The 12,737-nt window shown below is 41.4% G+C and carries 11 protein-coding genes; 7 read left to right on the top strand and 4 right to left on the bottom strand.

The annotated features are described in order from the left end of the window. Window positions 1-595 precede the first annotated feature (595 nt). Entirely contained in the window at window positions 596-1,699 is a 1,104-nt protein-coding gene (locus AC5FX4_RS23490) for a hypothetical protein (RefSeq protein ID WP_493608860.1), read from the top strand. A gap of 780 nt (window positions 1,700-2,479) precedes the next feature. Here the strand turns inward: AC5FX4_RS23490 and AC5FX4_RS23485 are convergent. The 4 genes from AC5FX4_RS23485 to AC5FX4_RS23470 form a co-directional block, all read right to left on the bottom strand. Beyond that, window positions 2,480-2,689, bottom strand: coding sequence for a hypothetical protein (locus AC5FX4_RS23485; protein WP_493608859.1), 210 nt, complete (start codon window positions 2,687-2,689; stop codon window positions 2,480-2,482). A gap of 1,060 nt (window positions 2,690-3,749) precedes the next feature. Next, complete coding sequence (locus tag AC5FX4_RS23480) at window positions 3,750-5,180, bottom strand: hypothetical protein (RefSeq protein ID WP_493608858.1); 1,431 nt, start codon at window positions 5,178-5,180, stop codon at window positions 3,750-3,752. A 258-nt stretch (window positions 5,181-5,438) separates the two neighbouring features. After that, complete coding sequence (locus AC5FX4_RS23475; RefSeq protein WP_493608857.1) at window positions 5,439-7,049, bottom strand: hypothetical protein; 1,611 nt, start codon at window positions 7,047-7,049, stop codon at window positions 5,439-5,441. Between the two features lie 172 nt (window positions 7,050-7,221). Next, complete coding sequence (locus tag AC5FX4_RS23470; protein WP_493608856.1) at window positions 7,222-7,350, bottom strand: hypothetical protein; 129 nt, start codon at window positions 7,348-7,350, stop codon at window positions 7,222-7,224. Between the two features lie 172 nt (window positions 7,351-7,522). On the opposite strand from AC5FX4_RS23470, the gene AC5FX4_RS23465 reads away from it, so the two are divergent. The 6 genes from AC5FX4_RS23465 (at window position 7,523) to AC5FX4_RS23440 (ending at window position 12,733) form a co-directional block, all read left to right on the top strand. Further along, complete coding sequence (locus AC5FX4_RS23465) at window positions 7,523-8,284, top strand: hypothetical protein (protein ID WP_493608855.1); 762 nt, start codon at window positions 7,523-7,525, stop codon at window positions 8,282-8,284. A gap of 10 nt (window positions 8,285-8,294) precedes the next feature. Then, window positions 8,295-9,020 carry a hypothetical protein gene (locus AC5FX4_RS23460; RefSeq protein WP_493608854.1) on the top strand — a complete coding sequence of 242 codons (726 nt, stop codon included), beginning with the start codon at window positions 8,295-8,297 and terminating at the stop codon, window positions 9,018-9,020. Window positions 9,021-9,074: 54 nt separating this feature from the next. Then, entirely contained in the window at window positions 9,075-9,617 is a 543-nt protein-coding gene (locus tag AC5FX4_RS23455; protein ID WP_493608853.1) for a hypothetical protein, read from the top strand. 12 nt (window positions 9,618-9,629) lie between these two features. Further along, window positions 9,630-10,667, top strand: coding sequence for a hypothetical protein (locus AC5FX4_RS23450; protein WP_493608852.1), 1,038 nt, complete (start codon window positions 9,630-9,632; stop codon window positions 10,665-10,667). 46 nt (window positions 10,668-10,713) lie between these two features. Further along, window positions 10,714-11,781, top strand: coding sequence for a hypothetical protein (locus tag AC5FX4_RS23445; protein WP_493608851.1), 1,068 nt, complete (start codon window positions 10,714-10,716; stop codon window positions 11,779-11,781). Window positions 11,782-11,944: 163 nt separating this feature from the next. Beyond that, window positions 11,945-12,733: a hypothetical protein gene (locus AC5FX4_RS23440; RefSeq protein WP_493608850.1), complete on the top strand. Its 789-nt coding sequence runs from the start codon at window positions 11,945-11,947 to the stop codon at window positions 12,731-12,733. Window positions 12,734-12,737: the final 4 nt, after the last annotated feature.

Below are 12,737 nucleotides of genomic sequence, written 5' to 3'. Positions count from 1 at the left end.
TCATAAAAATCAGGGGTACTGTTTGATTTAAACGATCAATAAAATCAACATAATCACTAGAATCAGTGGTTTTCTATAATTCTAGTGATCATAAGAATCAATGTAATCAATAAAATCAGTGGTCCAAAGAGCTTTACAGACCATATAATGGCAAATAATCACTGAAATCAGAGGTTGGTAGACTGATAGGTAATCAGTGAAATCAAGATAATCACAAAAATCAGTGGTCAAACTGAAATTATCTTGCTCAACAGTCAGTAAAAATATGCATCAAAAAACCATAAGTTGATGATTATTAAGTGGTAATTAATTTTTATCCCTGTCGAACAGCAAAACTTCACACAATATAAAGTGGTGCCTACCTCTGATCACAGTGATTATTTTTAGGCTGGACCACTGATCTATTTGATTATTTTTATCCAAATGATGATTCCTGTAAAAAACACAAGAAGCAAAAGTACATAAATATCAATGACTTATTTTGTTTTTATCAAATAGATCAGAGGTTATGCCTATTGCTTGCGAATATGTATTTTTTGCGGCAAACTCAGTCAATATCACTACACGCTTGTTCGAAGTTATTCAAAAGAGGATCATGATAATGTCAAGTGAAGAGATCACTCGAGATGATTTTATCAAAGCTGAATCTGCAAAAACAGCCCTATTTGGTATGGTTAACCAGCGTACTGAAATCGATTACGCGAATGCGGTAGAGTTTTTGGCGTGTATTCCTCGTTTTCTTCGTAAAAAAAAGAACTGGGCTAGGTTTTCAGAGGTCGACACAGCAGTTGTAAAGTTTGAAACCACCCATGATAACATTGATTACGAAATTCAAATGTCACCGGCGACAATCGAACGCAAAGGCAAAGACGGTGAAACTGAAGAAGTGTTTATTTGGCCTGGTGATCGAGAAGAAAAAGTCGAAGCTGCGATCATGCGAATAGCATCAGACGGTGGCCTGCTGCAAGCGAATGGCCGATACCAAAGAGATAATAACCGTCCGGTTTATGGTTGTTATTTTTCGGTACATAGAATACAAAAAGAGCTAGAGAAAATAGGTAAAAGTGCTCATCCTGACGACATTAAAGAAGCCATTGAAGTGATGAGTAAAAGCGCGCTACAGATCAGAAGTTTGTCTGGTGATGGTCAAGACGTTCAGGAATTCAGCTCTGCTGTTTTTCCGCAAAAATATATTTCTGGAAAAGCAACGGGTCACAGGGATGACAAATGTTATGTGACATTTCATCCATTGCTTAATGCCGCAATAGAGGCAATGCGCTACCGCCCTTATCAATTTGCACAAGTTGAGATGCAAAAAGGCTTATCTCGTTACATTCATATGCGGCTGATGATGCGATTTACCTACGCGGCTGCTGGAAAGACCTATTCTTTGAGGGTTAGAAAACTTTTAAATGACTACGGAAAACTGCCTGCCAGTGAAGTGATCTCTCGTGCCCAACTGAATAACTGTGGTCGAGACGTCAATTCTGCGTGCAACAAACTTGTAGACTCGAAAGTACTGCAAAAATTTACTAAGACAGCGATTCGTAAAGATGGTGAAATTATTGATTATGAGATCACCTTCTACCCACATGAAGAGTTTAATGCTGCTCAGTTGCAAAACAATAAGCTTAACAAAATGGTTCAAGCTACAGGACGTACTCAACCTGAATCGGCTATTGAATATAAAGGACAGTAACTGTTGCACAATAGCTGATCTGGTTCATTCACGGTTTTATCACCTAATTACAACCCCCCTATTGTGAAGCTTAATCTATTAAGTACGTTCAGTTACTGAGCGTTAACAACTTAATTTTATTTGCTCCGTATTAACGAAATTTACCATCATGGGGTAACCCTCTTAAACCTAAGTAGCTACCTTCTAACAGTGGCATCCGTTCATCTTTAACGTTATCTTCTCACACAAAGCATTGGTAAAAGTTTGATGGATCTTGGTAACTTGTTGTAAATGCGCTAGATGACATAGACGTGAGTAAAAGTAGTATAACAATTATATAGCTCATTTTTGTCTTCCTTGATCACTTAATATACTTGACTTGAATACCTTCAACCACCGCACTGAACCTATCCTCAAAATCTCCCGTGACAGGCAAAGTACATAGGAATTCTAGTACATCATATTTTCTACCTCTATATTTTGTTTCCATATCTATGTAATAGGAAGAAACAGGAAACTTCCAAGTCTTCCAGACTTCTTCATAAGATACAAAATGATAAGGTGCTTTTGTATAAACGGCCTGGCTCAGAAGCTGATGTACATTAGAGGTGTTTTTTAAAGCAAAGCTATCGGTAAGAGAAACTAAACAGGTGTCTTTTTGATGTCCATATCGACGGTCAAAAAAGTAGAGATTTGCTTGAATACGCGTTAATGCTTCGTATCCTAGATCCCGAATAGGGCTTTACATGATACTTTAATTGCTGGATACATCTGACCATCAACATTTGATAGCTCATAGAACTAGGCATTTCTTAGCTTTAGGCGTAGCCCTGAACCCGTGCTAGTGACGTTATATGCTGCCATGAACTTTTCGGGCTGATTTACAGAAGGACCGTTATCGATAACGTCGCATACATTACTGGCATGGTAATCGGATGTTAGATATTCTAATGCGCTTGATTTGAAACTAATGAGCAATATCATTAGCAACATATAATATTGATATTTCATATTCTGCCTTAAAATAAAAGCCAAATAGCAGCCAAAGTATATCAATAAACCAAAATAGGAACATTCACTCCCCTACTCTATCGAGAAACTTTTTGGTTAACTGGGTAGGCAGTGCATCTCTTTTTTACTGAGTTATCGAGTTACTCTTTGAATAAGTCATTTATTACTGCTAAGTACGTTGAGTAGTATCAAGGTATCTGTTCTAAAACGCTGCGTACCATTGGTACGGTGCGCGATTTTATTTATAGAATGCATGAGTCACTTTATGACTTTTCCAAATACACCGCGACAACATATAACTTGCTAAGTGATGCTTTACACATGACCATCATTTATCTGTGTAAAAAAAGCGTACCATTGGTATGGTGCGCGATTTTATTTATAAAATGCATGAGTCACTTTATGACTTTTCTAAATACACCGCGACAACATATAACTTGCTAAGTGATGTTTTACACATGGTCATCATTATCTACTTATGAAAATAGGTGTACCATTGGTACGGTTGATTTTTACATTATATTTTTGCCTATCAGTTATCAATTCGAGCAAACCGGTTTGGTTAAATTTATTTAAAAAGTTCGACAATAAGCCGGATATCCCTTATAGTTCTTTGCGAAGTTTCGCGCTGAGAAGTCTGAAACGAGTTTGTAAGATAGTATGTGATACCCGGCGTTCAATGCGTCGGGTTTTGTTTTTGTACCAAAGAATACTGATGTGCTGACTAACGCTGTAGTGCCACTTCTACGTAGTTAATATCAAGCAATATATTTTTCCCAAAATTCCACCTTTGAAAATAACTCCGTACCAATGGTACGCTTTCTTTTATTTATAGTTTTAAATACAAGAACTGACGTGCATCCCTAGTCGCCTGACTTAGTGCTCTATTTGGAGAGTGCGTGGTTTGGCCATTCCGTGACAAAAAACTTAAACATTTCGTTGTGCCAAACTAGACGTTTTTAATGAAGCGAACTGCTATATGCTTTAACTATGATAAGGTCTGATAGAGGTCAAGTTAGGGGAAGAATACAAGTTGTGTCAGCGCGACAAGCGCGCTGAATTAATCTGAATCTTTTGATGTGAACCGACCAAACAATGCTTGCTCAGTAACAGACGGTGTTCCTTTGCTGATAATCCAAATAGGGTCAATTCTAGCGCCTAATTGGTCGTCTACAGTTCGGTCATTGATCCTTGCACCTATGGTTCCGATATAACGAGCGAATTGGCATTTCTGGACTATCGCACTTATCGCACTATCCACAAAGCGAATGGGATCACTACGTTTAGAGCCTCTCAAATCACCCATATCGAAGACCAGCACACCGCCTTCTTCGAGCATATGCCAGGCATTAACGACGGCTTTAACTAAGAAGTGATCAACAAATGCATTTTCAGTTTTGTACCTTTTATACGCTTGCGTGTCGTCATCTGTATACCTTTCGTCGTGAAACGGAGGAGGGCAGAAGTAAAGTAAATCGGCTTTTTCTTCAAGTACTTCGTACTTAAATGATTCTGCTTGCGCATTATATAGCTCTACCTTTTTGCTTCTTTGCTTCAATTGCTTGTGCATAAGATTACCAGCTTGAATAACACGATTATCTGGGTCAATGCCCACAAAGCGCTTAGGGTAGGGACTTGCTTCAAATCCTAGTAGTCGGTCTCCCCAGCCCAAGCTCATATCAATTACTGACTTAGGCTTAAAGTAGTGAAAAATAGCTTTGGCGACTGCTGGCCTATACTGCGCTGCAATATAGCGCCTTGTGCCTAGAGCTTTGCGGATAACATGCCTATCAATAAAGGGCGTATCTTGATCTAAAATGTGGTTGAACACAGCGCGTCTAGATTCGGTGTCATTCCAACTATCTGTCGCAGAGCCAACGCGACTGCCTTTACATGTGAAACGAATATCTTGAAAGTACGGATCGGTCGCTCTGCTACCCGTATTGTCGACATCAATAGTGAGCAGGGAAATGGGGTGCTGATAGCTCATGCGCGCGTGGTTATAATTAACATGAAGTAAGCTGCTGGCATCAAGTGCTTTTAAAGCCTGGAAGTCTTCCCAAGCTTGTTCCTTACTGGTCATGCGATAGGGTACATCAATGTTATTCTTCTCAACGAGTTCGTTGAGTAAAGACACGAGGGCAGGGCGCTTTAGTTTTCGTTTCAGTAAACGCCACTCTTCTTTACCGATATTGATATGGTTATCATTACCTAGGTATTGCGGCATAAACACGTCTTTGGCCGGCACTTGAGAGCTTACCTCATTTTGCGTTGCAGATCCTGCTGTTCTGCGTCGTGAAGTTTGTCTATTTGTTTGCGCTTCGGTATTCACATCACTACGTTCAATGGATAAGTGGCGACGGCGAGGTCTACTCTGTACCTCGTCAGTATTCAACGCACTAGTTTGATTATCTTCTTTATTTAAACGAAGAGGGCGACGTCGATTTCGTTTTTCCAGCGTTGAATATCCTTGTTTATTATCATCACCCATAAAAGCTCCAAGACTCAGTTTATTCAATATGTGTTGACTCTTAACTTCAAGTTAGTTGTATCAAAGTACAATGTACAACAGACCTGAAAGTAAGGCGGTATCTTGCCACGGTAAAGCCTAGGGTGCAATCATTTAGACATTTCACTGATTGTTGTACTCATGCATTGTTTTTCTGAGTTATTCATCGCAGTACAAACTAGGTTGATATGGTATTTGACGCAACACATAGTTGTACAAAAGCATACACATTTAGGATATTTAAATATCAGGTATCGGAATGTCTCTTTTCTCTCTTAATATATTACTCGGCATAAGCTGCTTTTGATCTTGTATAACATGATCACCGCTTTGCGGTTTAGGGGGGGTTATAAAGAAACCTAGCGAATGAGACGAGCTGTGTTTAGCTTTGAGTAATTCACTTAGGCGCACAGGGTGTTTTTGTTGCACAGCCTGAATGACTTTACCCCAATGTCTATAAATAGTGGCTCTGGAAACTTGGCAATGGTTAACCAAGATGTTGGGTGTAAGTGAGGTGAGTATGTGTCCGGCTTTACATAGACCTTGAACTAACTCAACAAGCGTATTGAACGTTGCACTTGCTCGCGCCTTGCTGACTTTTTTACCAGCGAGTGATTGGCGGCGTTGCTGCTCAACATCACTCAATTTATCTTTACTTTTTAAAGGTATATTCAAAGGTAGTTCTAGTTCATCCGCCAATATATCGTTGAGCCGTTTCAGCGTATATCGGTAAACTGTTTTAATTGAGCTGGACAAGTATGCGTTTAGCTGTTGCTCCGTAAAACCAATATATCGCTCATTGATCTGACCTATTTTATCCCATGCTATTTGTGGGGCCATTATTCGGCGATAAATGTTGTACAAGTGGAATAGCGTTAAGTCACGTTTTCCTTTCTCAACTTGTCCATGTCTATTCAAATAAATTTCCCAATCCTTTGCCAGTTTGGCAAGCTTATCGGCAGCTGGATCTCTGGCAATGCTCGAACAGATTTTGGGAAGTTGTATATCATGCGATTTCATCGGCTTAGGTGCTAGGGTTGTTGATGTGTCCGTCGTTGTGACGGGAATTTTAAAACCCAGTTTTTTTCCTAGCATATGTAAACTTGTCACCGGCCCGCCAGTTAGATAGAGCACTTCTCTTGCCGTTTTATTATGTTGACTACCCGGCAGGCGCATCAATCTTGAAGGATCGTTTGATGCCCCATGATCAACTTTCCAATCTCGGTAGCCTAACTTCATACGCCAAGATTCAAGTTTTTTACCTAACGTTGCTGCAATATCTTTCCAGCGTTTTAAGAGCGCAAAGCGGTGGGTTTTGTTTTGTACGAGTTCAGGTTGATCATAACGCCAGTATAGGTGCACGCCGCCTGAACCGGTCAGAACCCAGTTAGTCGGAGAAGGCAAATTCGATGCGCCTAGGCAGTCTGCAATTTGTTGATATATTTCCCATGATTGGCTGGGTGAAAGCGGGGCATGACTGGCAGTATCAATTTCTAACCAATGAGCCGCCAATCCTTTTATATTTTGTGCATTTCGCCAATCAAAAAACAGGTTAGGTGTTATGTAACAGCCTGTTGTTTCAACTCTGTGCTCCGCTTGGTAAGCCCAAGAGAGATACTCTTGCCTGGAAACACGTTGTTTTCGACGAGTCGCATAGGTTGGTTGGCCGCAGGGTTTAAGATCAGAAACTTTATTGTCAGACAGGCGGGCTCGAGCAAACCAGCGTAGTGCTTCCTCTTTTCCAATACGCCAGTCTTCGTCGAATTGCTTATCGGACGATAGGTAGTAGCGAGTTACACGCGCACTTGTGCCTGCGTATACGGAGGTTACGAGAACCTTGTCACGTATCATGAATAAGACCTGTCTGTAAGATATATAGTATGCGATGAGCTAGTCATCGCGTCTCTGTATTAAGGCCAGTATGCTAGTCTCAATAGGTACTAAAAATCAAGAGGTAAAAAGTAGTTTTTTGTGGTGTTGATTCAATTATAACCAATGCTGTAGTGGGGTGTACGATTATTGTTCAAACTGCGTTATCTTTATATTGTACAATATGCTTGGCGTGTTGGATCTCAAACTCCATGCGTGGGTAACACATCATACCGCTTGTATTGGTTGTTATGTCTCGGCAATTTTGTGATTGAGCTGCCATGTGTATATTTTTTATTGTACAATAATGTTTGATTTGAGCGCATAGTACTTGTTTATCGTAGAATTAGGTGGCTGGTTATAAATATTACCTATATTGGTTACTTGGTTTTAGCATGACGCGATTAAGTGGCATGTTTTGAACAATTAATGCTGTTTAACACTTGGGAGACTATATGGTTGATAGCTATGAGGTATCGACACTTTTACCCGATGACACACTACGAAAGATCTTGCACAATTGGGGATGTCCTGCATTCGCAACGCCTTCGGATAAGAACGTAGCAGATACACATCAAAGAAAGTACTTTGTGCATTTATTTTGTGGCCGTATACCGACGCACAGCGAGGTTTTGCACGGCACATTTATCGACCGTATCGGTGAAAGCCATCGTGATATGCCGCTGACGTTGGAGCAACGCTATTTAGGTAGTTTTAATGTTGCTACGGCTGTTGGTGAAAGTGTTATTAATAAAAGCGTTAAGTCGACAGGTCGTATATGGCCCGAGCAGGTATCAATCGCTTCAAGTAATACAGCGTTGTTGCCACTTCCTGTTGCACCGATGGCGACCCAATCTTGGATGTTGGACTGGTCTTACAAATCAACCAAAACTTTAGTACTTTCAAATGGTAATCAGGAGTGGCTTGGCCTAGAAGCGTTATCAGGTGCCTTAAATGCGACCGGGCCCTCTTGGTTTTACATCTCAGAGAGCGACAGCCAGCCTAAGTGGAAAACACATATTGTACAAAATCCACACTCATTGGCTGATACGGCAGTGATCGAATCATTGCATATTGATATGCAAACCAGTGCATTACCGCTTGTTGTAGGAAATGTGGGGGCGATGGGGACTAATTCAGATCTCGAGTTGGTTTCAGGTGCAACTGGGTTTAATACACAGATCCAAATGGCTGGCTTACGCATAATCACAACATAGGAGCACAATAATGGCGATAATGTTACATCCCATGCTTGCCTATCAGTCAGAATCGCTGAATGAAGCGACGCAGGGCGCATTTAAACAAAGTGATCCTAACATCGCTCTAACGCGACAATTGGAAAATAAGCCAGCTATGCTGGTTATTACTGATGCGAATGACACGGTATTACTTACCGCGGTGGGTGAAACGCATTGGAGCATGTCCCAAGACAGGCAAGGGCATGAGTATGATTTAAGCGGTTTTTATTTTTATGAACGAGTATCTGAACTAGACGAGCAACCCACGCTCAGTCAGTATACCACGCCTATTAGACCCGTTCTTCCAGCGCTTAAGTTTACCTCTAATACGGTGTCATCGGAGCAGATCCATGCTAAAGGGATAGCTTCGAAAGCTTATTTACTTGTTGATGATAAAGAGCATTTCAGTAAGAAAGTGCCGCAAGGGTGGCATGATGCAGTGTTTAACGAGGGGCAACTTGTGCTTGCAACAGTCGACTTACCCTCTTTGGAACTCAGCATTGGAGATATCAGTGCACATGTGGGTGTAAAACTCACCGAACTTGAACTGGACCCTGATAGCCACGAAGTGTATATCGCGGGTAAAGCGCTTTCTATTTATTTTAGAAATTTGCTGGGTGATTGGACACAAGCAAGTGCTGAACTTGAAATGCTACTGTCGACCATACCTGAACTGGGTGCAGACCAATCCAGCATCGATGAGCAATTAGCTTAAATGACATGTAGGTTTTGAGGTCAATGCCTTAAGTACTAATTTTAGGGGAATACGGTGATAACAAACTATTCAACGGTTTTAAAAACATTGCTGTTTTTAAATCATTCCAAGCGCAGATTGATGCTCTTTTCAGGCGCCTTGCCTACCTTTGATATGGGGTTGTCAGAAGAGGATATGCTCAACGTTTTGCAAACGCGCAGTAGTGATTTTATTGCGACGTATGAGTTGATCCCCATTCTATCGGGTAAATCTCTGTCCTATACGGATTCGGTGGAATACGGAACACCTAATTGGAACAAATCAGCATTGGTTACCAGTCTTTTGTATAGCCAAGCCAACGATGAAGCTTCACTCACTCATAAGGTTGCTAACATGCTTTATAGTGCAAGTGAGCCGTTGTCGATACCGACATGGTTTGCGGTTGTGGACGGTGACGATGAACAGGTGGAAAATTTAACGGGTGGCATCGAATTTTTGGGTTCGGTTGGCGTTGGCCAAAATATTTCCAGCAAAGACTTGCTTGTAATAACAGCGACGCCCGATGAAGGGCAAGCGCCAGATCCGATAGATATGCTACCCGTCAGAGTGCCTTTGTAAGGAGTGTTTGCAATGATTGCTACACACTATTGGATTAACCGCCAAAAATTGCTACAAAACCTCAGTGAGTATTTGCCCACATTTGCGGGCTCAGTTTGGTCTAATGACGAGAATGAAGGGGCTTTGTTCGTGCTTGACAGCAGAGAACCAGAAGAGCTTGCTGCGTATTTACGCCATCAAAATGGGCTGAGCAAAACGCAAGTGAATAACATGCTCATGCAACCCTCAAAACCAATTGGCTGGCGTAATCGCGCGTATATTGGTATCAATGAATTGGGTGAGATCGGGTTTTCTTGGCCTAATATACAACAGCCCGTTTTCTACCCACCGCAGTTGCAAGAAGGTGAAGTGAAATCGTTTGCTTTTGTGATGAGTGATCTTAATGTAAGAGCGACGCTAGATAGCCAACTTAATGTGCGTGCGCACATTTTTTTCATCGGCTCGGTTGGTCCGAAAGGGAGTGGTGCAGATCTAGAACTTGAAAAAGTTGATGAATACAAGAATGGTCGGCCATTGTACATGTTAGATAATCACGTAAGTACGCCATTTAACTTTTATAACGTTCATATTGATCGATTAAACGTACCTCAGCCTGTGTCTCTCATTGGCACCAACGGCAATCGTGTATCTAGCTGTACGGCAAGTCCTAGCAGTAATTATTGGCGCCCTTTTATGGTGAGCGGCGTGTGGGACACTCGGGCAGTTTCTGGTGGGAGTTATGTGAAGGTTAGTTTTGCAGAACCACAGCCAGAAATTAATGGATTACATGTGGTGGGGCAAACAGGCTATCGTTATCGATTACCCAGGATCATTAACGTATTTTATACGCTGGCGGATGGGACAGAGCGAAGTGGTCCAACTTTTGATAACTCTGATTCAAATGGCATTGTCACACTTGAATTTCCTGAACCTATTAAGGGTGTGGTAAGTATGCGGTTTGAGATGATCGAGTCTCTTAGTAAAGATAGTGCTTATAACCGCTGGTCAGGTCGTACTACTTACTATTACCACATCGCAATTGATGAGTTGGTGGTACTAGGTCGTGTTTAGTGTTTGCTTGATCATCTATTGCCATGTACTAAGAGGTTGAGAGGCTATGAAACCAAAACATTACTGGATAAATAAAAACAAACTAAACGCTGACTTGGCCGCTTACTTACCTACTTTTAACGGGACTATTTGGGGGGGCACTTTAAGCGAAGGTGCACTTTTTTGCTTCGATGCTAGGCCTGTTGAAGAATTAGCAGATTATTTAAGGCTAGAAAATGGTCTTTCACCAAGCCATATCAATACCATGTTGATGTCTGGATCTAAACCTGCTTCGTACAGACAGATGCCTAAGTTAGCAGTCGATGATGAAGGTAAAATATCATTTAGTTGGCCGCAAGAAGCGAAAAAAGCGATTTATCCAATGCAACTGCAAGCTGGGCCTGTGAAATCATTCTTCTTGTTGATGACTCGCTTGAATGCCTATGCATCGGTTGACGCCAATTTAAGCGCCAGAGCCTATGTGTTTTTTGCAGGCTCGGTGGGTGAAAAAGGTTCAGGTGCTGATCTTGAGCTTGAAAAAATCGCTGATTATGAAGTAGGCAAAGCGATTTTTATGGAGAAGAGCAGCATAGGCATGCCTTTCTTTATTCATCAGCCTCATATTGACACAAGTTCTCATGCTCAAGCGCTGTCTTTACCAGGCACTAACGGTATCACCACGAGTGACTATCAAGGTATGAGTAATTCCGGTCCGCTCTATAGTGGTGCGCAACGGGGCGAATCAACACCACCGTATCGTGCGTTTAAAAGAAACTTATGGCTTTCAAGCAACTTAAATGGCTATCTGCAGGTTAACTTTGAAACGATACAACCCTCAGTGACCGGCCTATACATTGAAGGCCAAAGAGATCGTCGTAATCGTTGCCCAAAACAAATTGAGTTTATTTGTATTGATGCAAATGGAGTGTGGCACAGTGCACATACATTTGTTATTGAAGGGTTAAATGGTATTGAAACACTGCATTTGCCCCAACCGGTCAACAATGTCAAAAGTGTTCGCCTGCAATTTACTGGCGTATTGGGGCCTGACTCGCATGCAAACCGTTATGGCCCAGGGCGACTTTATACCCGTACAATAGGCATCAGTGATATTCGTATTTTTGGCGTTGTATAATAGTTAGTTGATCGCATTACGAATATTATATTGTACAATATAAGTGAGTGTTCATCTTAGTGCGTCAGCACATTTACTTAGACTTGAAATTTTATGATGTATGGCTTGAGACAGTTCACCGTACATAATTTGTATTGATGAGACACCGTTATTAGGAGATCCTATGAGTGATCAAAATGCACCAAGGTTAGAGACCTTATTAAATAAGCAAGACCTGCAAGAGATATTGCATGGTTGGGGGAGTCCTAGTTCTTATCGAACCGATACTCGATATGATGCGCCATCATTATCACGTTATTATATTCATGCTTTTACCGGGCGAGTACCAACTCCTGCGGAAATTTATTATGGCATGTACATTAATAAAAAGGGTGAGTTAAGAACGGATGCTTGCCATCATCTTAGAGAGGCTTATATAGGTCACATCGCGGTCCGCAATGATTATACAGTTTACGTTAGCGCCTACAGAGAAAATTACGACGCTGATATCAGTGGGCGTATCTTGCCTGAGGACGTAAATCTTGTCTATGACCAAGGAGGAGTTAGGAACCCGCCTAAGGAGCGCAATGATACTTCTATGATGATGGATATTACTTTTAGTGCTGAACCTACAAAACAATGGGATAGCCGCACATCATTAAACAACTTAAAAAGCCTTGCTGAGCAGGGGTTGTTAGCGGAACCGTTGAAGCCTACATGGTTTTTAATCAGTGAATCTCATCTTCTACCTGACTCTATCACTAAAGACGAGGATATTGACACTGTTTACAACAAACAAAACGAAGCGATTGCCATGATTAATCGACTTGAACTGACTGGAGACAGTAAAACAACGGGTCTGATTTTTGGAACCTTTGGTCCGATTGGCAGTGGAGCAGAAATTGAACTGTCAGATGGGTACGATCATATTGAAAGTGTACGCATGGTTTCGATTAAGATCAGAAGCAATTAGGAGG

This window comes from Pseudoalteromonas sp. ATL1 (assembly GCF_058933015.1).
Note: the sequence above shows the minus strand (reverse complement) of the source record. Positions and strands in the feature narration are given on the sequence as shown.

Coding starts and splice junctions, on each gene's coding strand:
- AC5FX4_RS23440 (WP_493608850.1), top strand. CDS start 11,945: ATGAGTGATCAAAATGCACCAAGGTTAGAGACCTTATTAAATAAGCAA.
- AC5FX4_RS23450 (WP_493608852.1), top strand. CDS start 9,630: ATGATTGCTACACACTATTGGATTAACCGCCAAAAATTGCTACAAAAC.
- AC5FX4_RS23460 (WP_493608854.1), top strand. CDS start 8,295: ATGGCGATAATGTTACATCCCATGCTTGCCTATCAGTCAGAATCGCTG.
- AC5FX4_RS23490 (WP_493608860.1), top strand. CDS start 596: ATGATAATGTCAAGTGAAGAGATCACTCGAGATGATTTTATCAAAGCT.
- AC5FX4_RS23480 (WP_493608858.1), bottom strand. CDS start 5,180: ATGGGTGATGATAATAAACAAGGATATTCAACGCTGGAAAAACGAAAT.
- AC5FX4_RS23470 (WP_493608856.1), bottom strand. CDS start 7,350: ATGGCAGCTCAATCACAAAATTGCCGAGACATAACAACCAATACAAGC.
- AC5FX4_RS23475 (WP_493608857.1), bottom strand. CDS start 7,049: ATGATACGTGACAAGGTTCTCGTAACCTCCGTATACGCAGGCACAAGT.
- AC5FX4_RS23485 (WP_493608859.1), bottom strand. CDS start 2,689: ATGAAATATCAATATTATATGTTGCTAATGATATTGCTCATTAGTTTC.
- AC5FX4_RS23445 (WP_493608851.1), top strand. CDS start 10,714: ATGAAACCAAAACATTACTGGATAAATAAAAACAAACTAAACGCTGAC.
- AC5FX4_RS23465 (WP_493608855.1), top strand. CDS start 7,523: ATGGTTGATAGCTATGAGGTATCGACACTTTTACCCGATGACACACTA.